Genomic DNA, 24936 nt, shown 5'->3' with positions numbered 1-24936 from the left:
TCGCAATGAAGACGGAAAGTAATCGGCGCGTCGACGTGAGCATCGTGGTGCCCGTCCACAACTGCCGTCCCTATCTCGACAGGTGCCTCACCTCGCTGCTGGAGCAGCGCGTCAGCAAGGAGATCGTCATCGTCGATGACGGCTCCACCGACGGCAGCCGGGATCTTCTCGCCGACTATGCGGCGAAATTTCCGGAAATACGGGTGTCTTACCAGCCCGCCTCCGGCAGCGCCGGCCCGCCGAGGAACCGCGCGATCGCCCAGGCCACAGGTCGATATGTCTTCTTCTGTGATGCCGACGACCACCTCGGCCCCGAGGCGCTGCAACGCATGCTCGCGATGGCCGACCGCAACGGCTCCGACATCGTGCTCGGGAAGATGGTCGGGCACGGCCGCGAGGTTCCCACCTCCATGTTCCGCGAGAACCGCGAACGCGCCCCGCTCGGCGAGACCACCGTCTACAACACGCTCACCTGCTTCAAGCTCTTCCGCCGCGAGCTGCTCACCCGCCACCGCATCCGGTTCGACGAGTCGCTCAGGGTCGGTGAGGACATCGTGTTCTCCGTCCACGCGTACTGCCACGCCGAGACGATCTCCGTGGTCGCCGACCACGACTGCTACCACCTGGTGTCCCGCCCCGACGGCAGCAGCATCATGCAGGAGCCGGGCAGCCGCGACCCCCTCGCGTGGCTGCGCATGATCCGCACGCCCATCGAGCTCATGACCCGGCACATCCCCGCGGGTCCCCTGCGCGATCACCTCCTGCGCAGGCATTTCCGCTTCGACATCCTCGGTCAACTCGGCGCCCCGTTCCTGTCGGCGGACGCCGAGGTCCGGCAGGCCATCGTCCGCGAGGCGGCCGAGCTGTGCGCGGTCTGGCTGACCGACGGGGTGCTGGAGCGCTTACGTCCCATCGACCGGCTCAGGGCCGCCTCGCTCGGCGACGTCGACCGGCTCGTACGGCTCGCGCGGGTCGAGACCGCCGCGGTGCGCCACCGTCTCACCGGGCTCGGGTGGGCCGGCGACCGGCTTGAGGTGTCCGGCCGCGCGGTCCTCACCGACTCGTGGAACGGCGTCACCGTCGGCCTGCTCCTGAGGGAACGCTCCACGGGCACCGAGCGCCGCATCCCGGTGACCTCCGTGGCCGACGTCTTCGCCGGGAGCGTCGAGGTGTCACGGCTGCCGCCCGGCGTCTGGGACATGTACGTCGTGGTCGCGTGCGAGGGGGTGCGCCGGGTGGCGAGGTTCGGCGCCGAGCGCGAGCCCGAGGTCGGCCGTCCCGGCCCGCGCCTCACGGCGGCCGTCGCGGCCCCGTACTTCACCCGCCCGCAGGGCAACCTCAGCGTGGACGTCGGTGGCCATGTCGTCACGATTCCCGGGTCCGCGCTGCTGACGCGCGCCGCGTGGGCCGGCAAGGGCGTGCTGACGATAGAGGGCACGGTCACCGTCGCGAGCGAGTGCCCGGCGGCGCGGTGCGTGCGCCAGGTGGTCTGGCGCGAGCGGTCCTCGGGGAACGAGCGCCGTGCCCCCGCCTCGCCCGTGGACGACGCGCTGTTCACCGCGACGGCCACGCTGGACGTTCCTGGCATCTGGGAGGCCAACCTGGAGCTCAACCTCGGCGGACCGCCCGTGCGCTATCCCGTCCAGGTGGGCGAGGCCGAGCTCGGGCCGGGCGTGGCGTGGTGGCGCGGGCGGCGGCGCTGGTCGGCGATGGCCAGGGCCTCCAAGGTCAGGCGCAAGCTCGTCGTCACGGTCCTCGCCAGGGGCCCGAAAGCGGTGGTGCGCCAGTCCATCCGCATCGGCCGATGACGATCTGCCGGTGGCCGTCCGTACACATGGAGAGCGCCACCTGGCCTCGTTGTTCACGCCTCGTTCGTTAATGCCACCTATTTGCAACTACTACCCCATGGCCTAGAGTTGGCGCAGCTCGATCGCTCCGGAGGCTTGTGGTGCACGTACCAGACGGATTCTTCAACGCGTCGGTGTCCATCGCCGCGGGCGCGTTCGCGGCGGCGGGGATCGGCGTCTGCCTGCGCCGCGCGCGCCGCGAGCTCGACGACCGTACGGCCCCCATGGCGGGCCTCGTGGCGGCCTTCATCTTCGCCGTCCAGATGCTCAACTTCCCCGTCGCGGCCGGCACCAGCGGGCACCTGCTGGGGGGCACGCTGGCCGCGGTCCTGGTCGGGCCGTACACCGCCGTCCTGTGCGTGGCCGTGGTGCTGCTCGTCCAGGGGTTCTTCTTCGCCGACGGCGGCCTCACCGCGCTCGGCGTCAACATCACCCTGATGGCGATCGTGACGGCCGTCGTGGGCTGGGCGGTGTTCCGCCTGATCGTGCGGGCCGCGCCACGCGGCCGCGCCGCGATCCCGGTCGCCGCCTTCGCCGGGGCCGCCGTCTCGGTCCCGGTCGCGGCGCTGGCCTTCACCGTGCTGTTCTGGATCGGCGGCACCGCCCCGATCGACGTGTCGTCCGTCGCGACGGCCATGGGCGGCGTGCACGTCCTGATCGGGCTGGGCGAGGGTGTGATCACGGCGCTGACCGTGAGCAGCGTGCTGGCCGTGCGGCCCGACCTCGTGTACGGCGCGCGCGGTCTCACGGCCCCGCTCGTCCTGCGTACGGCGGGGGGCGGGAGCACCGAGGTCACCACCGCCCCGGCTCCGGTTCCCGCCAGGAGCGCCCGCCCGCTCCTCGTCGGAGGCGCGCTGGTCGCCGTGCTCCTCGCGGGCGTGGTGTCCTTCTACGCGTCGAGCAGCCCCGACGGCCTGGAGAAGGTCGCCGGTGACAAGGGCCTCAACGCGAACGAGCGGCACCACCCGCTCGGCGACTCGCCCCTCGCCGACTACGGCGTCAAGGGGGTCGGCAGCGAGCGGCTGGCGGTCGGCATCGCGGGCGTCGCGGGCGTCGGCATCACCGTGCTGGCCGGTGGCGCGATCTTCTACTCCGTGCGCCGCAGGGCCCGTGAGATCGAGCGGGCGCGCGCATAGTGGGTGCGGGACACCACCACCAGCTCTACCGGCCGGGGGACAGCCTCGTCCACCGGCTGCCGCCGGAGTGCAAGCTGCCGGCCGTGGCGGGCTTCGCCGTGGTCGTCGTCGCCACGCCGCGAGACGCCTTCTGGGCCTTCGGGGTGTATGTCCTGCTGCTGGCGGCCGTGGCGGCGGTCGCCCGGGTCCCGGCGGCGTTCGTGCTGCGGCGCATGGTCATCGAGGTGCCGTTCGTCGTGTTCGCCGTCGCGCTGCCGATCATCGGGCTGGGCGCGCGTGTCGAGGTGCTCGGGCTGTCGCTCAGCGCCGAGGGGCTGTGGGCCGCGTGGAACATCCTCGCGAAGGCCACCCTCGGCGTCGTGGCGAGCATCCTGCTGGCGGCCACCACCGAGCCGCGCATGATGCTCCTGGGCGCGCAGCGGCTCCGGCTGCCCCCGCTGCTGGTGCAGATCGCGATGTTCATGCTCCGCTACATGGACGTCATCCTCGACGAGATGCGCAGGATGCGGGTCGCCCGCGAGTCGCGGGGCTTCGCGGCGCGCGACGTGCGGCACCTGCCGGTGCTGGCCAAGTCGGCGGGCGCGCTGTTCATCCGGTCGTACGAGCGGGGCGAGCGGGTACACCTGGCGATGCTGAGCAGGGGATACACCGGTTCGATGCCGGTGATACACGAGGGGGGCGCATCGGTGGCAAGCTGGGCCACCGCCGCACTCCTGCCGGCCGCGGCGCTGGCGACGGCCGTACTCTCCTGGAGCATCACGTGACCCTGCCCCCGCCCTCTCTGCGCGTCAGCGAGCTGGCCTACGCCTACCCCGACGGCACGCAGGCGCTGTTCGGGGTCGACCTCACCATCGGGCGCGGCGAGCGGGTCGCGCTCCTCGGGCCCAACGGCGCGGGCAAGACCACGCTGGTCATGCACCTCAACGGCATCCTGTCCGCCGGGCACGGCTCGGTGGAGGTCGCCGGCCTGCCCGTGCGCAAGGACACCCTGGGCGAGATCCGCCGCCGGGTCGGCCTGGTGTTCCAGGATCCCGACGACCAGCTGTTCATGCCCACGGTGCGCGAGGACGTCGCGTTCGGCCCCGCGAACCTCGGCGAGCGCGGCCCCGAGCTGGACCGCCGGGTCAGGGACGCGCTCGACCAGGTGGGGCTGCCCGACGTGATCGACCGGCCGCCGCACCACCTGTCGTTCGGCCAGCGCCGCAGGGTCGCCGTGGCCACGGTGCTCGCCATGCGGCCGGAGATCCTGGTGCTGGACGAGCCGTCGTCCAACCTCGACCCGGCCTCGCGGCGTGAGCTGGCCGAGGTCCTGCGCTCGCTGGACGTCACGGTGCTGATGGTCACCCACGACCTGCCGTACGCCCTGGAGCTGTGCGAGCGTTCACTCATCCTCTCCGGAGGCGTGATCGCGGCCGACGGCCCGACCCGCGAGATCCTCGCCGATCCCGCTCTGCTCGCGGCCCACCGCCTGGAGCTCCCGTACGGCTTCGCGGTCGCCGAACGGCCGCTCTGACGCGCCGGGGCCGCGCCGGTGCGGCCGTACCGGCGGTCCCGGTGAGCGGCCGATCTTATGGTCACGTGCCTTCTGTCACTGTGATTGCGAAGTAAAGTGGGCCCGCGAGGAGGTTCCACATGAAGCTGCGGCTGGCGCGGCGCGCGTTCGGAGACGCCGTCGTCGTGGCTGTCGAGGGTGAGCTTGATCTGTTCACGGCGCCGTTCCTGCGCGACGAGGTGCGTGACGCGATCAAGCAGGACAGCAACCGGCTGGTGCTCGACCTCGGCGCGCTGTCGTTCATGGATTCCAGCGGCCTGTCCGTCCTCATCGAGGCGTGGCGCCTCGCGACGGGCGAGGGCGGCGGGGTCTGCCTGGCCGCTCCGCAGGCTCCGGTGGCGCGCATCCTCCGTACGACCGGGCTCGACCGGCGCATCAAGGTCTATCCCGACGTCGACGCCGCCATTTCGGGTGAGATTTGAGCCACCCCTCGTAGAACTTCATTCGGTTGCCGCGTTAAGGTCCGGGATATGGACCTGAACGGAGCAGCAGCAATCATCTCAGGCGGTGCCAGCGGTCTCGGTGAGGCCACCGCACGCGAACTGGCGGGTGCGGGCGCCACCGTCGTCATCGCCGATCTCAACGCCGAGCGCGGCAAGGCCCTCGCCGACGAACTCGGCGGCGTCTTCGCGCAGACCGACGTCTCCGACGAGGCCTCGGTCCAGGCGGCCGTGGACGCCGCCGTCGCGACGGGCAAGCCGCTCCGCGCCGTCGTCAACAGCGCGGGCATCGGCTGGGCCTCCCGTACGGTGGGCCGGGACGGCTCGCCGCACGACCTGGCCAGCTACCGCAAGGTGATCGACGTCAACCTGATCGGCACCTTCAACCTCATGCGCATCGGCGCGGCGGCCATGGCGAAGACCGAGCCCGCCGACGCCGACGGCGCCCGTGGCGTCGTCATCAACACCGCCTCGGTGGCGGGAATCGAGGGCCAGACCGGCCAGGTGGCCTACAGCGCCTCCAAGGGCGGCATCATCGGCATGACCCTGCCCGCCGCGCGTGACCTCGCGGCGATCGGCGTCCGGGTCCTGACGATCGCGCCGGGCATCATCGACACCCCCATCTACGGGTCGGGCCCCGAGTCCGAGGCGTTCAAGGCCAAGCTCTCGGCGCCGGTGCCGTTCCCCAAGCGCATGGGCCGGGCGTCCGAGTTCGGCCACCTGGTGCGCGCCCTGGTCGAGAACGACTACATGAACGGCGAGGTCATCCGCTTCGACGGCGGTATCCGCTTCCAGCCCAAGTGAGACGGCCAACCGGAGGTAAGGGTGTCTGACGAGGTTCTCGTCGAGGTAGAGGGCGGCATCGCCGTCATCACGATCAACCGGCCGCAGGCCAGGAACGCCATCAACGGCAACGTCGCACGCGCCGTCGTGGCGGCCCTGGACGAGCTGGAGGAGCGCAAGGACGTCTCCGCGTACGTCCTCACCGGGGCCGGAGGCACGTTCTCCGCCGGAATGGACCTCAAGGGGTTCCTGACCGGCGACTTCCCGCTCGTCGAGGGCCGGGGCTTCGGCGGTCTCACCGAGAGGCCGCCGAAGAAGCCCATCGTCGCGGCCGTGGAGGGCTACGCGCTCGCCGGGGGCTTCGAGCTGGTGCTCGCCTGCGACATCGTCGTCGCCTCAGAGGAGGCGAAGTTCGGCCTGCCGGAGCCCAAGCGCGGCCTGATCGCGGGGGCAGGCGGCGTGATGCGGCTGCCGCGCAGGATCCCCTACCACATCGCCATGGAGATCGCCCTGACGGGTGACCACTACCCGGCGTCGCGGCTGTACGAGCTCGGCCTGGTGAACCGCGTCACTCCCGCGGGCGAGGCGCTGGCCACGGCCAAGGAGATCGCGGCCAAGATCGCCGCCAACGCTCCGCTGGCGCTCCTGGCGACCAAGCGCATCCTGGTCGAGTCGGCGGACTGGTCCCGGGACGAGATGTTCGCGCGACAGCAAGAGATCATCAACCCGGTGTTCGGCTCCAAGGACGCCATGGAGGGTGCGGCGGCGTTCGCCGAGAAACGCGCCCCCAACTGGGCGGGGGAGTGATCCCCGCCCTAAAGTGATCATTTTGTCGTTACCCGGAGAAGGCGCATGCTGCCCATGATCGTGGGCAACATGCGCCTTATTCGTGTCTTGCACGAAATCGCGGGTTAAACACCGTTTGCGTACGGTAAAGGGAGGACAAAGCGCGTTCCAAAGGCACCACAAGAGGAGAGCGATGAGCGACTACGCGACCGGAGTTGCGCCCGCCGGCCGAACCTCGGGCGAGGTGGTCAAGCAGCGCGTGGTCGGCCTGGTCACGGGAGCCCTCGGCGCCGCCATCGTCATCTCGCTCCTCGTGGCCGTGGAATGGGGCGTCGAGATCGCCGACTACGTCCTGCCCCAGGACCTCGACCGGTACGGCATCGTCTCCCATGACGTGAACGGGCTCGGCGGCATCCTGATCGCCCCGTTCCTGCACGCGGGCTTCGCGCACCTGATGGCGAACACCGTGCCGCTGGCCATCCTGGGCTTCCTCGCTGCTCTGCGGGGCCTTGGGCGGTTCTTCGTGGCCAGCCTGATCATCATCGTCGTCAGCGGGCTCGGGGTGTGGTTCCTCAGCCCTCCGGGGCTCACGGTGGGGGCCAGCGGGCTGGTGTTCGGCTACTTCGGGTACGTCGTGACGCGCGGGCTGTTCGACCGGCATCTGCTCGACATCGCCCTCGGCATCGGGGTGGCCATCCTGTACTACTCGCTGATCTGGGGGGTGCTCCCCGGGCAGCCGGGCATCTCCTGGCAGGGCCACCTGTTCGGGCTGGTGGGCGGGGTGCTCGCCGCCTGGATGCTGCGCCGCAGAAGGCGTCCCGTATCGGTCGCGTGAATTCGTCCATGCGGCGCGAATTGATCGGAAATTCGAGCATTATCGCGTGAAATCACTCCGCCGAGGATCGTCAACTAGTCGTGACGGGGGTCCCTGGGGGAGGATGTCGGTGTGAACAATCTGGGATCTCTGGAGCGCGCCATCATGGAGGTGCTCTGGGATTCCGCCCAGCCTTTGCTCGTCCGCGAGTTGCAGTCGGCGCTCAACGCGGAGGCGGAGAAGCCGCTCGCCTACACCACGGTCCAGACCGTCGCCGAGCGCCTGGTCAGGAAGGGCCTGCTGAGCCGCACGGCCGAGCGCAACGCCTTCCGCTACTCCGCGAGACGCTCGCGCGATCAGCATGTCACAGCGGTCATGCTGGAGGCCCTGGCCGAGAGCCCGGACCGGGCCCCCGTGCTCTCGTGCTTCGCGCAGAGCGTCGACCTCGACGACGCTCTGCGCCTGCTGGAGGAGCTGGCCCGCCGCACAGGCGAGCACCGGCATATCGGGGGCCCCGGGTGGGTTCCGCCGCCCTCGTCCTAGACCCTGGGCCCTGGTCGCGGAGGACCGGCCGAGGGCCGTCAGAGCTGGGGACGGCGGAGGGCCGTCAGAGGCGTTCGACCACGTGGTCGACGCAGGCCGTCAGGGCCTCGACGTCGGCCGGGTCGATGGCAGGGAACATCGCGACGCGGAGCTGGTTGCGGCCGAGCTTGCGGTAGGGCTCGGTGTCGACGATGCCGTTGGCCCGCAGGACCTTCGCCACCTCGGCCGCGTCGACCTCGTCGGCGAAGTCGATGGTGCCGACGACGTTCGAGCGCTGAGCCGGGTCGGCGACGAAGGGCGAGGTGTACGACGTCTTCTCGGCCCAGGTGTAGAGCCGGGACGCCGAGTCGGCGGTGCGCGCGGCGGTCCAGGCCAGGCCGCCGTTGCCGTTCATCCAGTCGAGCTGGTCGGCCAGCAGGAACAGCGTGGCCACCGACGGGGTGTTGTAGGTCTGGTCCTTGGACGAGTTGTCGATCGCCGTCGGCAGGCTGAAGAACTCGGGGACGAACCGGTCGGTGGCGGCGATCTCGTCGACCCGGGCCAGCGCGCGGGGCGAGAACAGCCCGATCCACAGGCCGCCGTCGGAGGCGAAGCTCTTCTGGGGCGCGAAGTAGTAGACGTCGAACTCGCTCGCCTCGACGGCCAGGCCGCCCGCGCCGGAGGTGGCGTCGACCAGCACGAGCGAGTCGTCGCCGCCCACGCGCTTGATCGGCATGGCCACACCGGTGGAGGTCTCGTTGTGGGTCAGCGCGTAGACGTCGACGCCGGCCTCGGGCATCGCGTTCGGGTGGCTGCCCACCGCGGACTTGATCACGGTCGGCTCGCCCAGCCACGGGGCCTTCGCGGCGACGGCCGCGAACTTCGACGAGAACTCGCCGAAGTTCAGGTGCTGGGACTTCTCCTTGATGAGCCCGAAGGCGGCGATGTCCCAGAACGCGGTCGTGCCGCCGTTGCCCAGCACGACCTCGTACCCCTCGGGGAGGGAGAACAGGTCGGCGAGACCCTCGCGGACCCGGCGCACCAGGTTCTTCACCGGCTTTTGGCGGTGGGAGGTGCCCATCACGCTCGCGCCGGCGGCTGCCAGGGCGGCGAGCTGCTCGGGGCGTACCTTCGAAGGCCCGCAGCCGAAACGGCCGTCCGCGGGCTTGAGTTCAGCGGGAATCTCGATATCAGCCACCTAACCAAGGGTAGTGAGCCGTCTCGGTGGTTACGCCCCGGGTCCGGATCGTGAGATACACGCGCGCATGTCCGCCTACGTCAGAGGTGGTGCCCAGACGCGCCAAAGGCCCGCAACTGGGGGCTGCGGGCCCTCTGTAGGGGGTGGGTACCGGGACGAAGGGAGGCCCGGCAGGGGGGCAGTCAGTCTTTGCCGATGACCTCGTCGGCACCGGGGACGTCGTTGACCGAGCGCTGCGGAGGACCGACGTAGTCGGCGCTGGGGCGGACGAGCCTGCCCGTGCGCTTCTGCTCCAGGATGTGCGCCGCCCAGCCGGCGGTGCGGGCGCAGGTGAACATCGAGGTGAACATGTGCGGGGGAACCTCGGCGAAGTCGAGCATGATCGCCGCCCAGAACTCCACGTTCGTGGCGAGGACGCGGTCGGGCTTGCGGGCGTGCAGCTCGGCCAGCGCGGCGGTCTCCAGCGCGCACGCCACCTCGTAGCGCGGGGCGTTCAGCTCCTGGGCGGTGCGGCGAAGCACGCGCGCGCGGGGGTCCTCGGCGCGGTAGACGCGGTGGCCGAAGCCCATCAGCCGCTCACCGCTGTCGAGGGCCTTCTTGACGTAGGTCTCGGCGCTGCCGATGCGCTCGACCTCTTCGATCATGTGCAGCACGCGGGCCGGGGCCCCGCCGTGCAGGGGGCCGGACATGGCGCCGACCGCACCCGAAAGGGCCGCGGCGACGTCCGCGCCGGTGGAGGCGATGACACGGGCGGTGAACGTGGAGGCGTTCATGCCGTGCTCGGCGGCGGAGGTCCAGTAGGCGTCGATGGCCTTGACGTGCTTGGGGTCGGGCTCGCCGCGCCAGCGGACCATGAAACGCTCGACGATCGTCGCGGCCTCGTCGACCCGCGACTGGGGAACCATGGGCAGACCGAGCCCGCGGGCGGACTGGGCGACGAACGACAGCGCGGTGACCGAGGCGCGTGCGAGATCGTCGCGGGCCTGGTCTTCGTCGATGTCGAGGAGCTGGCGGAAGCCGTACGCCGGGGCCAGCATGGCAAGGGCGCTCTGGACGTCGACGCGGATGTCACCGGAGTGGACAGGAATGGGGTAAGGCTCGGCCGGGGGCAGGCCCGGCTTGAACTTGTTGTCGACCAGCAGGCCCCAGACGTGTCCGTACGAGACCCGCCCGACCAGCTCTTCGATGTCGACGCCCCGGTAGCGAAGGGCGCCCCCTTCTTTGTCCGGTTCCGCGATCTCGGTCTCGAACGCTACTACGCCTTCCAGCCCGGGTTTGAAGTCGGACATTCTCGGCCGCCTCCCTTTCTTGAAGTCAAAGCCTTGATGTCGAGATACCGGCGGGTCATATTCAACCCCCTTGGCGGGAGTGCTCCGCCTCCGGACCCGCCGAAACGCGATCGTCCCTGGTAGGGGGTGCCGCTTCGGTGGTGGTGCCGAACGCGGAAGAATACCGCTCTGTGGATGCCGCATCGAGCCCGCCGTCCTTCGCCGGGCTCCGCCGTACATACGAGGGACTGCCTTTGAGAGAGGCCGACCTCGCCGCCGATCCCGTGACCCAGTTCACTTCTTGGTTCGCCGACGCCGTGGACGCCGGGCTTCCTGAGCCGAACGCCATGGTGCTCGCCACCGCCTCCGCCGGGGGCAGGCCGACCGCGAGGACCGTCCTGCTCAAGGGATACGACCAGGAGGGGTTCGTCTTCTACACCAACTACGAGTCGCGCAAGGGCCGCGACCTCGCCGAGAATCCCCGCGCCTCCCTGGTCTTCCCCTGGCACCCGCTCCGCCGCCAGGTCCGCGTGGAGGGCCGTGTCGTACGGCTGCCGCGCGAGGACTCCGCCGACTACTACCACTCGCGCCCGTACGGCTCGCGCATCGGGGCCTGGGCCTCGCGGCAGTCGGCGGTGGTGCCGTCCAGGGAACGGCTGGACGAGCGCTACCGCGAGCTGGCCGATCGCTGGCCGGAGGATCCGCCGATGCCCGACTTCTGGGGAGGCTTCCGGGTCGTGCCTTCGGAGGTGGAGTTCTGGCAGGGGCAGGTCGACCGCATGCACGACCGGCTGCGCTACCGCCGTTCCGGGCAGAAGTGGGTGGTCGAACGCCTGGCCCCCTGAGCCGCCGCTCAGGTCCCTCGGTACAGTGCCCGGATACATGCCAGATGTACGGGTTCGGCGAGGTGGGGATGGCGGGGGTCCAGGCAGGGCTGCGGCGGGTCGCCGTCGACACCAGGCCCCTGCGCGTACCGGCGTACCGGCGGCTGCTGACGGGGCAGGGCGTCTCGTTCATCGGCTTCCAGCTCACCTCGGTGGCGGTCAGCGCCCAGGTGTACGACATCACCGGGTCGTCGCTGTGGGTCGGCCTTCTCGGCCCTGCGAACCTCATCCCACTGGTGGTCTTCGGGCTGTGGGGCGGAGCGGTCGCCGACGCGGTGGACCGCCGCAGGCTGCTGCTCATGGGCTCGCTGGTGGCCTGGGCGGGCACCCTCGCCCTGCTGCTCCACGCCCTGTCGGGGCTGCGCAACGTCTATCTGGTGCTCGCCGTGGTCGCCGTCCAGTCGACGGGGTTCGCGGTCACCTCCCCGGTACGCGGCGCGATCATCCCAAGGCTCGTCCCGACCGAGAGGGTCGCCGCGGCCAACACGCTGAACTTCCTGGTGAGCAGCGTCGGGACGGTCCTCGGGCCGCTGCTGGCGGGCATCGTGCTCGCCAGGTCCGGGTACGCCATGGCCTACCTCATCGACGTGATCCTCTTCAGCGCCGGGTTCTACGCCGCCTTCCGGCTGCCGCGCCTCGACCCCATCGGTGAGATCTCCCGGCCTGGCCTGCGGTCGGTCGTCGACGGGCTCCGCTACATCGCGGGCCAGCCGATCGTGATGATGTCCTTCGTGGTCGACATCATCGCCATGGCCTTCGCGATGCCGAGGGCTCTCTACCCGGAGCTGACCGCCGAGCGCTTCGGGGGCTCCGCCATCGCCTTCGGCTGGCTCTCGGCCAGCCTGGCCATCGGGGCGGTCGCGGCGGGGCTGCTGTCCGGATGGGTCGGCCGGGTGCGCCGCCAGGGTGTGGCGCTGACCGTGGTGATCGCCCTCTGGGGGCTCACCGTGGCCGCGGCGGCCTTCGCGCAGCCCCTGTGGCTGATCGTCACGCTGCTCGCGGCCGGGGGCGCGATCGACCTGATCTCGGCCGTCTGGCGGCAGACGATCCTGCAGACCTACGCCCCCGACGAGATGCGCGGGCGCATGCAGGGGGTGTTCATGGTCGTCGTGGCGGGCGGGCCCCGGCTCGGGGACCTGCGGGCGGGCACGACGGCGAGCGCCTTCGGGCTCGTCCCGGCCTGGGCGGGCGGGGGGTTGCTGTGCGCCGCGATCGTGCTGGTCGCCGGCCTCGCCGTACCGGCATTCAGGAACTATGACGCGGCGGCGGGACGTCTCGGACGGTGAGCCCCCAAAGATCACGTTATGGGCGTTGGCGCGACGGCGAGCGCGAACAGTGAGATCCTTGGCGGAGGAGTCACGTCCTTCCGCTGCTCGCGGTCATACGCCGTCTCGGGCCGTTGTGTCAGTAGGTCTGCGTAAGCTCTGTTCAGACGTCGAAACCCGTACCCTCGGCGCGAGTGTCCTCACCCTGTTCTGGACACGACAGGCAAGGTCGGGCGCCGGACGTAGCATCGATACTTGGAGGGGAGGAGCTTTGACCGCACACGGCCTGATCGACACCACGGAGATGTACCTTCGCACCATCTTCGAGCTGGAGGAGGAGGGCATCACCCCTCTGCGTGCTCGCATCGCCGAACGGCTGCAACAGAGCGGCCCGACGGTCAGTCAGACGGTGGCTCGCATGGAGCGAGACGGCCTCGTCCGCGTCGAGGGCGACCGCCACCTGACCATGACCGATCTCGGCCGCACTCTCGCCACCCGCGTCATGCGCAAACACCGCCTGGCCGAGTGCCTCCTCACCCAGGTCATCGGCCTCCCGTGGGAAGACGTGCACGTCGAGGCCTGCCGCTGGGAGCACGTCATGTCCGAGTCGGTGGAGTCCCGGCTGGTCAGTCTGCTCGGCAATCCGGTGGTCTGCCCTCACGGCAACCCCATCCCCGGCCTCGACGAGCTGGGGGTCAAAGAGCCCGATGAGTCCGTGCATGAGGTGATCTCCGCCATGGCCGACCTGGCCGGGCCAGGAGATATCCCCGTGGTCGTCCGCCGAATTAGCGAACAAGTGCAAAGTGATCCCGCTGTGATGCTTAAACTCAAGCAAGTTGGGATACAACCCGGACGCGAGGTGACGCTCGCGGCGAGCGACGACGGTGTACGGGTGACGGGTGACGATGAAGCGCACAACATTCCCGCGGACTTCCCGCGTGATGTCGCCGCGCATGTCTTCGTCTCCAGACGCTGACTACCCAAGGTGTGCTTGGTTGGTTCCCAGTAGGGAGTTACCCCTCTCCTTGTTCGACAACTTCGCCTTCCCGGAGCCTCCGGGTGGACGACGCCTTGCCGTCGAGGCTGCTGCAGGAGCGCATGTGGTCCGCTTTGCGATTGACGCCCTTCAAGGGGTGGCCGCCAGATGAAGCGATGGGGGGACCTTTCGCAGGACGCGGCCGATCACCTTACGCCAGAGTCGGTTCTCGACAACGCCGAGATGGCCGTGGTCGTCACCGACCGCTTCAGCAACGTGCTCTATTGGAACCCGTTCGCCGAGCGGCTCTTCGGCCGTCCTGACCGCCCCGTGGGGGTCGAGCAGACCGTTCTCTCCTTAGGCATCATGGAGAAGGACCACCCTCTCGCCGTCGAGCTCGCCAAGCACGTCCTCAAGGGCGGGGTCTGGGAGGGCACCTTCGACGTCGCCCGCGCCGACGGCACGATCATCTACGTCCGGGCGCAGGCCGTCCCCCTTCGTCACCCTTCCGGCTCGGTCACCGGCATCGTGATCACCGCCCGCGAGGCGATGCGCAGCAACGAGCGTGAGAAAGACCGCTTCGGCCTGCTCGAACGCATCGGCGAGCGGCTCGCCAGCTCGCTGTACGTCGAGGAGACGCTCAACCGCGTCGCCGAGATGCTGGTGCCCCAGTTCGCCGACCACTGCTTCATCGAGCTCACCGAGGGCGACCGGCTCGTCCGCAAGGTCTCCACCCACGTCCAGGGGTGGACACCGCCGCCCGGCACCTGGCGGCCCGTCGGCTCCGAGATCCGCTATCCGGCCGGCCACTACGCCGAGATCGCCCTCCGCCGCCAGGAGACGATCATCGTCGAGGACTTCGCGCAGACGAGCTACCCCTCGCCCAGCGAAGAGAGCGCCAAGCTGTGCGGCGAGATCGGCATGACCTCGGCCATCGTCGCGCCGCTGTGCGCGCGTGGCGAGACGCTCGGCCTGATGTACCTCGGCCTGTCCAACCTGACCGATCGGCGCTCACCCCACTACGACGCCTTCGACCGCGACTTCGTCGGCGCCATCGCCACCAGGGTCGCCATAGCGGTCGACAACGCCCTGCTGTTCGAGGAGGAGCGGCACACCGCCGAGTCCTTCCAGAAATACCTGCTCCCGCGCGAGCTGCCGCAGCTCGACGGCCTGGAGATCGCGGTCCGCTACTACCCCGCCGCCCCGCTCGCCTCCCACGGCCAGGGCATCCAGACCCAGGTAGGCGGCGACTGGTACGACGTGATCCCCCTTTCCGCGGGCCGGGTCGGCATCGTCATCGGCGACGTCGAGGGCCGGGGGGCCAAGGCAGCGGCGGTCATGGGCCAGCTCAGGGCCGCGCTGCGCGCCTTCGCCCAGGACGACAAGTCCCCGGCCGACATCCTGGCGAGGCTCAACGAGTGGACGCGCATCATCGCCGCGCCCGAGCGCGACGACTACGGCACCGACGTCAGCACCCCGCCCATCGTCACCTGCCAATATCTCGTGTACGACGCGTGGTCGCGGCAATTGTCGTTCGCCAACGCGGGGCACTCGCCGCCCCTGCTGATCGTCGACGGCGTGGTGACCGAGCTCGACATCCTTGAGGTGGGCCAGCCGCTCGGCGTCAACGCCAAGGGTGTTCACGCCGACCTGGTCTACAAGGAGGAGAGCCGGGTGCTCCCGCCCGGCGCCGCGCTCCTGCTCTACACAGACGGCCTGGTCGACCGGCGGCCCGCGCGCGAGCCGGGCGACGCGCCGCTGACCGACGAGGAGGTCCTGAGCGTCCTGTGCGAGGAGGTCGCCAAGGCCTCGGCCGACACCGTCGAGCGCATCGCCGACGCCGCCACCGTGGCCGTCCCCGGTGAGATCGACGACGACATGGCGATCCTGGTGATCCGGTCCGCGGGCAAGGAGCTGAAGTACGAGGAGCGCACCTTCCCCGCCCAGCCGATCATGGTCGGCGAGGCCCGGCGCATGGCGTCGGAGGCGTTCACGACCTGGGGGGTCCCCGACGAGCGTTCCGAGCTGGCCTGCCTCCTGGTCTCCGAGGTCGTCACCAACGTCGTGCTCCACGCGGCCAGTGCCAGCGTCCCGCGCAGGGAGCTGGTGCTCGACGGTCCTCCGCTGCCGTTCGACGAGTCCTGGGACGTGCCGGGCTTCGACAACGAGATCGTCAACGAGAAGGAGTTCACGCTGCGGCTCCGCCGTGGCGAGGAGTCCATCTGGGTCGAGGTCTTCGACCAGGACCTCCGCCTGCCCCGCATCCGCAGCGCCGGCGAGAACGACGAGGGCGGCCGGGGCCTCTACCTCGTCGACCAGCTCGCCCGCCGCTGGGGCTCCCGTCCCACCAAGGAGGGCAAGGCCGTCTGGTTCGAAATCCCCACCCGGGGGCGCTGAGCTCTACGTAGCCAGGCCGGGCGACTAGCGTCCTCCCAGTTCGGTGGTGATGGTGTCCGCGTAGCGGCGTACGAGGGTGCCGATCTCGGCGGCGGCGTCGGCGCGCATCTCGTGCTTGAGCGCGGTCACGCTGATCGCTCCCACGCAGGTGCCCGTGCGGTCGAGCACGCTCGCGCCGATGCACACGACCCCGGCCGTGTCCTCCTCGTCGTCGACCGCGTAACCCCGCTCGGCGGAGCGATGGAGATCGTGCAGCAGGGTGTCGATGTCGACGATGGTGTTGGGGCCGCGCGCCGGGAGGCCGATCGACTCGATGATCGTACGGACCTCGTCGTCGCCGAGGGTCGAGAGCATCGCCTTGCCGATCGCGGTCGCGTGGGGCAGTTCGCGGCGGCCGAGGAACGGCGCGATGCGGATCGTTCCGGGCCCGTCGATCCGCCCGATGGCCACGGCGTACCCCTCGTCGAAGATCGCGAGCCGTGAGGTCAGGCCGGCCACGCGGGTCAGCTCCTCCAGGTAGGGCATCGCGACCTCGCGGAGCCCGGTCTGGGACGTCACCTGGTCTCCGAGGTAGGCGAAACTCAGGCCGAGGCGGTAGCGCCGGGTCGGGCCGGTGCCATGGCTGGCGACGAATCCGCGTCGCAGCAGCGTCTGCAGGATCGAGTAGGCGCTGCTCTTGGACATGCCGACGGTGGTCGCGACCTCGGTGACGGCGAGGCCCTCACGTCCACCGTGCGCGAGGGCCTCCACGACGTCCAGGGCGTGGTCGAGGCTCTTCACGCGGTACTTGTCGGCGTTGTCGCTGTTTGGGGTCACCGAACGATTATCGGGATGACCGAACGGGAACGTCAACCCTCTCCCGTAAAGTGACGTATACCCCCTTGACGTCCGAATTTTCCCAATGCCATAGTTTTGCATCACATAACCCCGTTTGGTGATACCGAACAAGATCTAGGGTGGAACGTATGCTCCGCTATCGCTCCTGGTCGCTAGGCGTGGCCGGTCTCGCGGCCGTCCTCGCGACCGCAGGTTGTCAGAGCAGCTCGAAGACATCGACCTCCACGGGGACCGAAGTGCCTGCCCAGGCGATGTCGCACACGTTCTCGTGGGGCGAGTTCAAGCTCGCGCCGCGCATCGCCGAGAAGATCAAGAGCGGCGAGCAGGCGAACGTCATCATCGACATCCAGGGCACGGCGCTGCCGATCCAGGGCGCGCAGATGCGCATCGGCATGCAGCGCGGCTGCGAGAAGGAGAAGGCCCGGCTGGCGATCTCGTGCCGGCTCACCGGCCCGGTCACCACCAACACCTCGGCGCAACTGGCCGAGCTGGAGACGCTCCTCAGCGGCAACCAGGTCGACTGCCTGGGCCTTCAGTCACCGCTTCCCGACCAGTACGTGGGCATCATCGACAAGTACGTCAAGGCCGGCGTTCCCGTCTTCACCCTGAACAACGACGTTCCCAACTCCAAGCGGTTCGCCTTCTACGCGCTGAACGAGGAGCAGTCCGGCGAGATCAACGGCAAGACCACCGCGGACATCGTCAAGGCCAAGGGCTACACCCTCGACACCGTCGCCCTCGGAAGCGGCCAGCCGGCCGGACCGTGGGCGCAGGCCCGCATGACGGGCTTCGTCACCGGCTTCACCTCCGCCTTCCCCGACACCAAGTTCTTCAACGACCCCAAGAGCGGCATCCCCACCGGGGACAACTTCACCACCCAGGAAGTGCTCAACAGCGTCGGACCGTTCCTGCAGGCCCACAACGACGTGAACCTCTTCTTCCACACCGACCAGGGCGTCGAGGGCGTCGGCGACATCATCAAGAGCAAGAACCTGACCGGCAAGGTGTGGACCTCCGGGTTCAACGTCAGCGGTCCGATCCTCGACTCGATCGACGCGGGCCGGACGCTGGTCACCATCGACCAGGGCTTCGACAACCAGGCCGAGGCGCCCGTCTCCGCGTGCGTGGACTACCTGACCACCGGCAAGGTCCCCGCGGAGCCCCTTCAGTACCTGCAGCCGATCGTGATCACCAAGGACGGCGGCTCCGGGCTCATGACCACAGCCGAGGCACGCAAGCGCCTCGCCGACGCCACGACGCCGTAGACGTGCGTCCCGCCGCGACAGCCGTCACGCCGTCGAACCGCTCAGCGGCCAACGCGCCGTCGAACCGCTCGGCGGCCGTCCCGCCGACGATCCGCTCGGCAGTCGTCGAACCGCTCAACGTGCATCGAGTGTCAGGAGGTGTCACATGTCAACCGCACCCGACGTCGCCAGTCCACCCCTCCACCGCGTGACCCTGCCCCTGGAACGCCTGCGGACCCTGGGGCTGGTGCTCGCGATCATCCTCATCGGCCTGTTCTTCCAGTCGCAGCGGTCGACGTTCCTCAGCAGCGACAACCTGCTGACCCTGCTCCGGTCGATGTCCTCGCTCGGCATCATCGCCTTCGCCCAGCTGTCCGTGATCCTCCTGGGTGAGATCGACCTCGCCGTGGGCGCGATCTACGGCCTGGTCGCGACCTCCCTGGCGGTGCTGTGGCTGGGCGGCGGAAGCCTTCCCTTCACGCTCCCGTTCCTGCCCGCCCTGGGGATGGCCCTGCTCATCGGCCTGTTCGCCGGCGCGCTGAGCGGGTTCCTGACCGCCTACCTCAAGATCCATTCCTTCATCGCGACCCTCGGGCTGCTCAGCCTCGCGTCGGGCACCGAGCTGCTGATCAGCAACGCCTCCACGTTCAACCCCGCCTACAACACCCCGCCCCCGCCTTCGTGGGAGCTCGGGATCTTCCAGGCGCTCGGCGGCACGCAGCTCCCGTTCGGCATCCCGATCCAGGTGCTGTGGCTCGTGCTCTTCTTCGGCGTCTTCTGGTTCCTGCGCCACCGGAGCATCGTCGGGTTCCGCCTGCTGGCGATCGGGGGCAACCCCAAGGCCGCGGCGATCGCGCGCCTGCCGATCAGGCGCTACCGCCTGGTGGTCTTCATGGTCAGCGCGCTCATGGCGTCCATCGCGGGCATCCTGGACTTCTCCTACGTCGGCTCGGTCGGGCCCAACTCGGCCGGCCAGCTCAACCTCCAGGTGATCGCCGCGGTGGTCATCGGCGGGGCCAGTCTCATGGGCGGGCGCGGGACCATCTGGGGCACCCTCCTCGGAGCGGTGCTGCTCGCCGTGCTGGCCAACGGCCTCGCCCTGCTCGGCATCGGCGCCTTCGCCCAACTGCTCTTCGTCGGGTTCGTGACCATCGGCGCGGTGATCCTCGACCGGGTGACGAGCGATCTCGGCAGCCGCCGCCGGGGAACGGCAAGCGCCACATGACCACCACCATGGAGATCCGCGGGGTGCGAAAGCGGTTCGGAAGCACGCAGGCGCTGGCCGGAGTCGACCTCACCCTGCGCGGCGGCGAGATCCTCGGCATCGCCGGGCCCAACGGCGCCGGTAAGAGCACGCTGACGAAGATCCTCTGCGGCGAGGAGTCGATGGACTCGGGCGAGATCCTCGTCGACGGACGCCCGTGGCAGCCGGGAGACGTCTCCGACCCGATCGCCATCGTCCACCAGGAACCCCAGGTGTGGACCAACCTCACCCTGGAGGAGAACCTGCTCGTGGGGAACGAGGGCTCGCGGTGGCGGGCCCCGGTGGCGGGGGAGGAGCAGCGGCGCATCCTCCAGTCGCTGGGCGTGGCGCACCTGGCCGGCCAGCCGTTGGAACGGTGCACGCTCGCGGTGCGGCAGCGTACGGAGATCGCTCGCGCCCTGGTCCGTTCGGCCAGGTTCTTCCTCTTCGACGAGCCGAACTCCGCCCTCACCGACGAGGAGTCACACGCGCTCTTCGCCTTCATGCATGGGCTGGCGGACCAGGGCCACATCGTGGTCTTCGTCTCCCACCGGCTTTCTGAGATGGTCGCGCACTGCGACCGCGTCGTGGTGATCAGGGACGGCGTTCCCGCGGCGACCCTGACCGGGACCGCGCTCACCGAGCCCGCCATCGCCGTCGAGCTCGTCGCCGGCCAGACGCTCCGTACCGAGCGCCGCGCGAGCTCCCGGCTCGCGGGCGGGCAGGACGCCGCGCGGGTTCTGGAGGTGACCGGCTGGACCGACGGGCAGGGCTCCTTCCGCCCCCTGGACCTTGAGCTTCGTCAGGGAGACGTGCTGGCGGTCGTCGGCGTGGAGGGGTCGGGCGGGCGCGAGCTGGTGGCGTCCCTGGGCGGGCACCGCCCCGCGACCGGCGAGGCGCGGCTGGACGGCGCCCAGGGCGTCAAGGCCCTGCGGTCGAGGACCTCCTACCTCTCGGCGGACCGCCAGGAGATGCTCTTCCAGCACATGTCCGTGGGGGAGAACCTCGTCCTGCGGCTCGGACGGCGCGAGATCTGCGGGCCGTTCGCCCGGCTCCGCCGGCGGGAGATCCAGGCTCGCTCGACCCAGATGATCGAGCGGTACGCCGTGCGCACCTCAGGACCGGCCCAGAACCTGTCGGCGCTCAGCGGGGGGAACCAGCAGAAGGTGGCCATCGCCTCCGCCATGGCCACCATGCCCGATGTGCTCGTCATCGAGGAGCCCACCAGGGGCGTGGACATCGGCAGCAAGGCCGAGATCTACACAATGCTCAACGAATTCGCCGCCGACGGCCGCGCCGTCGTCGTCTTCTGCACCGAGGCCCCCGAGGTCTTCGAGGTCGCCAACCGGGTGATGGTCCTGGAAGGCGGCCGGATCGTCCAGGAGCTGGCGGTCGGCGACTACGACACCGTCGACGCCTTCGCGCACGCCCTGGCGCTGCTAGAAGGCGTCGAAACGACCCAGGACCAGCCCTCGAACGGTCGCACGACCCTCGTCGTCCCGTCTGAGAGCACGTCCGAGAGCACGTCCGAGAGCACGTCCGAGAGCACGTCTGAGAGTACGGAGGAAACATCGTGACGACCTCGCCCCGCTGGCGCGTCGGGATGGACACGGGTGGGACGTTCACCGACCTCGTCGCGCTGTCCGACCAGGGACAGCTGCTGTTGCGGAAGGTCAGCTCTACCCCGCGGAGCCCCTCGGACGCGGTGTTCTCCGCGCTGGAGCGCACCGGCCTCGACCTGACCGCCGATCTGGACGACTTCGTCCTCGGCACCACGATCGCCACCAACGCCGTCATCATGCGCCGCGGCGCCCCCGTCATCCTGCTGACCACGGCCGGGTTCGAGGACGTCCTGTACATCCAGCGCATCGACCGTCCCGGCAGGTACGACCTGCAGTGGGTCAAGGCCGAGCCCTACGCCCCCCGCCGGAGCACGGTCGGGGTCAAGGAGCGGGTGCTCGCCGACGGCACGGTCCGCCTGGCGCTGGCGGACGAGGAGGTCGACCGGGTCATCGAGACCGTCGGCGGCCTGCTGGCCGAGCACGACGGCGCCGCCGTCGCGGTCTCCCTGCTCAACAGCTACCTCAACCCCGACCACGAGCGCGCGCTGGCGGCCAAGCTGCGCGCGGCGTTCCCGCAGGTGGCGGTATCGCTGTCCGCCGAGGTCGCCCCCGTGTGGCGCGAGTACGAGCGCACGGCGACCACCGCGATGGACGCCTACGTGAGCCCCATCGTCCAGCGGTTCGCGCACACCCTCGCGACGGGCCTGGACGAGCGGGCCATGTCCGGATGGCACGCCCTGATGAAGTCCAACGGCGGCCAGGTGCCGCTGGAGCACTCCGCCGACCGTCCCATCGAGCTGGTCCTGTCCGGACTGGCCGGCGGCATGATGGGCGGCGGCTACTGGGCGCGCGCTGTCGGGTCGGACAAGGCCGTCACCCTCGACATGGGAGGGACCAGCGCCGACGTCGGCGTGGTCGTGGACGGCCAGCTCCAGTACACCGGCCTGTTCGAGGTCGAGTGGGGCGTGCCCATCGCCGTGCCCATCATCGACGTCTCGACGATCGGCGCGGGCGGCAGCTCGCTTGCGTACGTGGGCAACGACGGGCTGCTGCACGTCGGACCGGCCAGCGCCGGGGCCGACCCGGGCCCGGTGTGCTACGGCCGGGGCGGCACCCAGCCGACGGTGACCGACGCCAACCTCGTCATGGGACGGCTGCATCCCGAGCACTTCCTCGGCGGAGAGCTCTCCCTGGACGCCGAGAGCGCCGAGGCGGCCGTCGGCGAGCTGGCGGAGTCGCTGGAACTGGACGTCGACGCCGCGGCCGAGGCCGTCCTCACCCTGGCCGTGGAGAACATGGCCGGCGCGGTCCGCCTGGTCACCGTCGACCGGGGTCACGACTACCGCGAGTTCGACCTGGTGGCCTTCGGCGGCGCGGGCCCGCTGCACGCGGCGGCCATCGCCCGGCACATGCGGATGCGGCGGGTCATCGTGCCCCCGACGCCCGGCCTGGTTTCGGCCTTCGGGACGATCATCTCCGACCAGCGCGTGGACCGCAGGATGACGGCCGTACGCCGGCTCGACTCCCCGGAGGCGACCGACCTCGCCGCCATCCTCGCCCGCCTCGCCCGCGAGGCGCACGCGGAACTGGCCGCGCAGCGCCGGGCCGACGCGACCGGTGACATCGTCGTCACCACCTACGTCAGCTGCCGGTACGTGGGCCAGAACTACGAGCAGGAGATCCGGACGTACCGGGGCCACCTCGACCGCTCGTACGAGTCGGTGATCCCGGCCTCTCCGGACGATCCGGACCTGGACACACGCCTGGTGGAGATGTTCCACGCCTCGCACGCCCGCGTGTACGGGTACGACCTGCCGGAGCAGGCCGTCCAGAGCGTGTACGTGGGCGCGACCGCGCTCCTCGCGGGAGGAGAGGTGAAGTTCGTCCCCTACACGCGCACCACCCCGAACCCGCGGATCTCCACCCGGAGGGTCCAGGTCGGCGACGGCGTCTGGGCGGACACCGTGGTCGTGGACCGCGCGGAGCTCCAGCCGGGCTACGCGCTGAACGGACCCGCGATCGTGGAGGAACCCAACTCCACCACCTTCGTCCCTCCCGGTTACCGCATGGAAGTGGACGGGACGTACTGCCTGATCATCGAGGCCGTCGACGGCCTCGGGGAGAGCCTCGACACGGGAGCGGACGCGTGAGCACACGGACGGGCACGGACGTTGACAAGATCACTCTGACCCTGGTCCACCGCCAGCTGGTCAACACCTGCGACGAGATGGCCGTGTCCATGATGCGGACCGCCTACTCGCCGATCTTCTCGGAGGGGCTGGACTTCTCCACGCTCATCCTTGACCGGGAGGGCAACCTCGTCGCCAACGCGGGCCTGAACCCCTCGATGCTCGGGGCGTCGCTGTACGCGGCGACCTGGATCGTGCGGGAGGTGGGCGCGGAGAACTTCGCCGAGGGCGACGTCTACATCCACAACGACCCCTACCGGGGCGGCTCGCACATGCCCGAGCACATGATGGTCATGCCGATGTTCGTCGACGGAGAGCTCGTCGCCTTCATCGGCAACATCGCCCACATGGCCGAGATCGGCGGCATGGCGCCCGGATCGTTCGCCGCCACCGCCACCGACGTCTACCAGGAAGGGCTCCGGCTCCCCCCGGTCCTGTTCTACAAGGGCGGCGAGCCCGTCAGGGACATCTGGCGGATCATGCTCGCCAACCACCGGACGCCCAACGACTCCTGGGGAGACCTGCACGCGATGTACGGGTCGCTCCAGGTGGGCAGGCGCCGCCTGGAGCAACTGATGGAGGAGCGCGGCACCGACCTGGTGACCCGCGTGTTCAGCGGCATCCAGGACTACACCGAGGCCGCGCTGAGGGAGAACATCCGCGCGCTGCCCGACGGCGTCTACCACGGCATCGAGTGGTTCGACGACGACGGGATCACCGCGACCCCGTACGCGATCCGCCTCAGCTTGGTCGTGGAGGGCGACGAGATCATCTTCGACTACTCCCGGTCGGACCCCCAGGCGGTCGGCCCCATCAACGCGCCGTACGTCGTGACCATGTCCGCGTCGCTGAACGCGCTGCTGTACATGATCGGTACCGACCTGCCGGTCAACGCGGGCCTCAACCGCCCGGTGCGGATCGTCACCAAGCCCGGGACCATCTGCTGCGTCCAACTGCCGGGCGCCTGCGTCGGCGGCCAGACCGAGTACCAGCCCCGGGTCATGGAGATGATCATGGGTCAGGTCCTCGGGCCCCTGCTGCCCGAGCGGGCCGCCGCCTCCAGCGGCAACACCTCGCTGAACTTCCTGTTCGGCGGCATCGACCCCCGGTCGGGCGACTACTACGCCCACTACCACTTCGAGGCGACCGGCTGGGGCGGCCGGATGGGCACCGACGGCAACAACGCGACGATGCCTCCCCACGCCAACTGCCGCAACACACCCGTGGAGATCTTCGAGCTGCGATGGCCGTGGATCCACGAGAGCTACCGGCTCGCGCGCGACGAGGTGGGAGCCGGGCGGCTGCGCGGCGGCGCGGGCGTGGTCCGGGTCCTGGAGGTGGCCGCGGAGACCATCTCGGTGAGCGCGCTGTCCGACCGGGCCCACCAGGAGCCGTGGGGCCTGTTCGGCGGTTCGGACGGCAGCCGCACCAGGATCGACATCAGCCCGGCGGGAAGCGACGAGTTCGTCAGCTTCCAGCAGCACTTCGGGCTGGTGAGCCCGACCAAGTTCACCAACGTCCGCCTCCACCGCGGCGACCGGGTGCGCCTGACGTCCCCCTCGGGCGCCGGGTACGGTCCCCCGTCCGAGCGCGTCCCCGAGCTCGTCGCCGAGGACATCCGTGAGGGCTACGTCAGCCCCGAGGACGCGGAGTCGGTGTACAAGGTCCGCCTGGACGCCGCCGGCGACGTCGACCCCGCGGCCACCGCCCGCCTCCGTGAAGGGACATCCGCATGAGCTGGCAGGATCTGACCAAGAGCTGGCAGGACACCACCGTCGACTACTGCGACGTGTGTGGCAACCTCCTGATCCATACCTTCTGGCAGTTCGCCGACGGCGACGCCACCCTGCGGGCCTGCCGACAGGGGGACGAGGCGCTGTGGCACCGCCTCAAGGGCTACCGGGCCGGCTACCCGCCGGTCGACCACACGCCGCCGCCCGGCCTGGTGGCCGCGGCGCGCGACTGAGGCCCGTCATCCACCAACCGTCCCGTC

22 protein-coding genes are annotated in these 24936 nt (G+C 70.0%); 19 read left to right on the top strand and 3 right to left on the bottom strand.

From position 1 onward, the window contains the following. The first annotated feature begins 5 nt into the window (after positions 1-5). The 9 genes from ACGFIV_RS23835 (at position 6) to ACGFIV_RS23795 (ending at position 7901) form a co-directional block, all read left to right on the top strand. Positions 6-1808, top strand: coding sequence for a glycosyltransferase family 2 protein (locus ACGFIV_RS23835; RefSeq protein ID WP_392837713.1), 1803 nt, complete (start codon positions 6-8; stop codon positions 1806-1808). A gap of 140 nt (positions 1809-1948) precedes the next feature. Beyond that, complete coding sequence (locus tag ACGFIV_RS23830) at positions 1949-2983, top strand: energy-coupling factor ABC transporter permease (RefSeq protein WP_392837711.1); 1035 nt, start codon at positions 1949-1951, stop codon at positions 2981-2983. Beyond that, positions 2983-3747, top strand: a complete 765-nt coding sequence (gene cbiQ / locus ACGFIV_RS23825) for a cobalt ECF transporter T component CbiQ (protein ID WP_392837709.1) — start codon at positions 2983-2985, stop codon at positions 3745-3747. The genes ACGFIV_RS23830 and cbiQ overlap by 1 nt, the downstream gene beginning before the upstream one ends. Before the next feature lie 2 nt (positions 3748-3749). Then, complete coding sequence (locus ACGFIV_RS23820) at positions 3750-4496, top strand: energy-coupling factor ABC transporter ATP-binding protein (RefSeq protein WP_392837800.1); 747 nt, start codon at positions 3750-3752, stop codon at positions 4494-4496. 119 nt (positions 4497-4615) lie between these two features. Continuing rightward, on the top strand, positions 4616-4957 hold the full coding sequence (locus tag ACGFIV_RS23815) for an STAS domain-containing protein (RefSeq protein ID WP_358545889.1): 342 nt from the start codon (positions 4616-4618) through the stop codon (positions 4955-4957). Positions 4958-5005: 48 nt separating this feature from the next. Then, the gene (locus tag ACGFIV_RS23810) at positions 5006-5779 is read left to right on the top strand and encodes an SDR family NAD(P)-dependent oxidoreductase (protein WP_358545892.1); all 774 of its coding nucleotides are present in this window, start codon (positions 5006-5008) and stop codon (positions 5777-5779) included. Between the two features lie 21 nt (positions 5780-5800). Further along, a complete protein-coding gene (locus tag ACGFIV_RS23805; protein ID WP_392837706.1) occupies positions 5801-6565 on the top strand; it encodes a crotonase/enoyl-CoA hydratase family protein in 765 nt (254 codons plus the stop codon). A 172-nt stretch (positions 6566-6737) separates the two neighbouring features. Then, positions 6738-7379: a rhomboid family intramembrane serine protease gene (locus ACGFIV_RS23800; RefSeq protein ID WP_358545896.1), complete on the top strand. Its 642-nt coding sequence runs from the start codon at positions 6738-6740 to the stop codon at positions 7377-7379. A gap of 111 nt (positions 7380-7490) precedes the next feature. Then, complete coding sequence (locus tag ACGFIV_RS23795) at positions 7491-7901, top strand: BlaI/MecI/CopY family transcriptional regulator (protein ID WP_358545899.1); 411 nt, start codon at positions 7491-7493, stop codon at positions 7899-7901. Between the two features lie 64 nt (positions 7902-7965). Here ACGFIV_RS23795 and serC read toward each other — a convergent pair whose 3' ends face one another. Both serC and ACGFIV_RS23785 read right to left on the bottom strand, forming a co-directional pair. Continuing rightward, complete coding sequence (gene serC / locus ACGFIV_RS23790; protein WP_358545902.1) at positions 7966-9078, bottom strand: phosphoserine transaminase; 1113 nt, start codon at positions 9076-9078, stop codon at positions 7966-7968. A gap of 182 nt (positions 9079-9260) precedes the next feature. Beyond that, a complete protein-coding gene (locus ACGFIV_RS23785) occupies positions 9261-10367 on the bottom strand; it encodes a citrate synthase 2 (RefSeq protein ID WP_358545905.1) in 1107 nt (368 codons plus the stop codon). Between the two features lie 170 nt (positions 10368-10537). Here ACGFIV_RS23785 and pdxH point away from each other — a divergent pair, with 170 nt between their 5' ends. The 4 genes from pdxH to ACGFIV_RS23765 all read left to right on the top strand — a co-directional run bounded on the left by pdxH (position 10538) and on the right by ACGFIV_RS23765 (position 15868). Continuing rightward, the gene (gene pdxH, locus ACGFIV_RS23780; RefSeq protein WP_358545908.1) at positions 10538-11191 is read left to right on the top strand and encodes a pyridoxamine 5'-phosphate oxidase; all 654 of its coding nucleotides are present in this window, start codon (positions 10538-10540) and stop codon (positions 11189-11191) included. Positions 11192-11235: 44 nt separating this feature from the next. Next, positions 11236-12516: an MFS transporter gene (locus ACGFIV_RS23775; RefSeq protein ID WP_358545911.1), complete on the top strand. Its 1281-nt coding sequence runs from the start codon at positions 11236-11238 to the stop codon at positions 12514-12516. A gap of 250 nt (positions 12517-12766) precedes the next feature. Further along, positions 12767-13471, top strand: a complete 705-nt coding sequence (locus ACGFIV_RS23770; protein ID WP_358545914.1) for a metal-dependent transcriptional regulator — start codon at positions 12767-12769, stop codon at positions 13469-13471. Between the two features lie 168 nt (positions 13472-13639). Next, positions 13640-15868: a SpoIIE family protein phosphatase gene (locus ACGFIV_RS23765; protein WP_358545917.1), complete on the top strand. Its 2229-nt coding sequence runs from the start codon at positions 13640-13642 to the stop codon at positions 15866-15868. Positions 15869-15892: 24 nt separating this feature from the next. On the opposite strand, the gene ACGFIV_RS23760 is transcribed toward ACGFIV_RS23765, so the two are convergent. Beyond that, a complete protein-coding gene (locus tag ACGFIV_RS23760) occupies positions 15893-16684 on the bottom strand; it encodes an IclR family transcriptional regulator (RefSeq protein ID WP_358545919.1) in 792 nt (263 codons plus the stop codon). A gap of 149 nt (positions 16685-16833) precedes the next feature. On the opposite strand from ACGFIV_RS23760, the gene ACGFIV_RS23755 reads away from it, so the two are divergent. The 6 genes from ACGFIV_RS23755 (at position 16834) to ACGFIV_RS23730 (ending at position 24909) form a co-directional block, all read left to right on the top strand. Continuing rightward, positions 16834-17970: a sugar ABC transporter substrate-binding protein gene (locus tag ACGFIV_RS23755; protein ID WP_358545922.1), complete on the top strand. Its 1137-nt coding sequence runs from the start codon at positions 16834-16836 to the stop codon at positions 17968-17970. Between the two features lie 145 nt (positions 17971-18115). Then, on the top strand, positions 18116-19174 hold the full coding sequence (locus ACGFIV_RS23750; RefSeq protein ID WP_392837700.1) for an ABC transporter permease: 1059 nt from the start codon (positions 18116-18118) through the stop codon (positions 19172-19174). Next, positions 19171-20769, top strand: coding sequence for a sugar ABC transporter ATP-binding protein (locus ACGFIV_RS23745; protein WP_392837698.1), 1599 nt, complete (start codon positions 19171-19173; stop codon positions 20767-20769). The genes ACGFIV_RS23750 and ACGFIV_RS23745 overlap by 4 nt, the downstream gene beginning before the upstream one ends. Then, on the top strand, positions 20766-22904 hold the full coding sequence (locus ACGFIV_RS23740; RefSeq protein ID WP_358545930.1) for a hydantoinase/oxoprolinase family protein: 2139 nt from the start codon (positions 20766-20768) through the stop codon (positions 22902-22904). The genes ACGFIV_RS23745 and ACGFIV_RS23740 overlap by 4 nt, the downstream gene beginning before the upstream one ends. After that, positions 22901-24679 (top strand): hydantoinase B/oxoprolinase family protein, encoded by a 1779-nt coding sequence (locus ACGFIV_RS23735; RefSeq protein WP_358545932.1) that lies wholly within the window; start codon positions 22901-22903, stop codon positions 24677-24679. The genes ACGFIV_RS23740 and ACGFIV_RS23735 overlap by 4 nt, the downstream gene beginning before the upstream one ends. Beyond that, the gene (locus tag ACGFIV_RS23730; protein ID WP_358545934.1) at positions 24676-24909 is read left to right on the top strand and encodes a hypothetical protein; all 234 of its coding nucleotides are present in this window, start codon (positions 24676-24678) and stop codon (positions 24907-24909) included. Before ACGFIV_RS23735 ends, ACGFIV_RS23730 begins: the two co-directional genes overlap by 4 nt. Positions 24910-24936 lie beyond the last annotated feature (27 nt).

Source organism: Sphaerisporangium sp. NPDC049003 (assembly GCF_043197795.1).
Classification (GTDB): Bacteria; Actinomycetota; Actinomycetes; order Streptosporangiales; family Streptosporangiaceae; genus Sphaerisporangium.
Note: the sequence above shows the minus strand (reverse complement) of the source record. Positions and strands in the feature narration are given on the sequence as shown.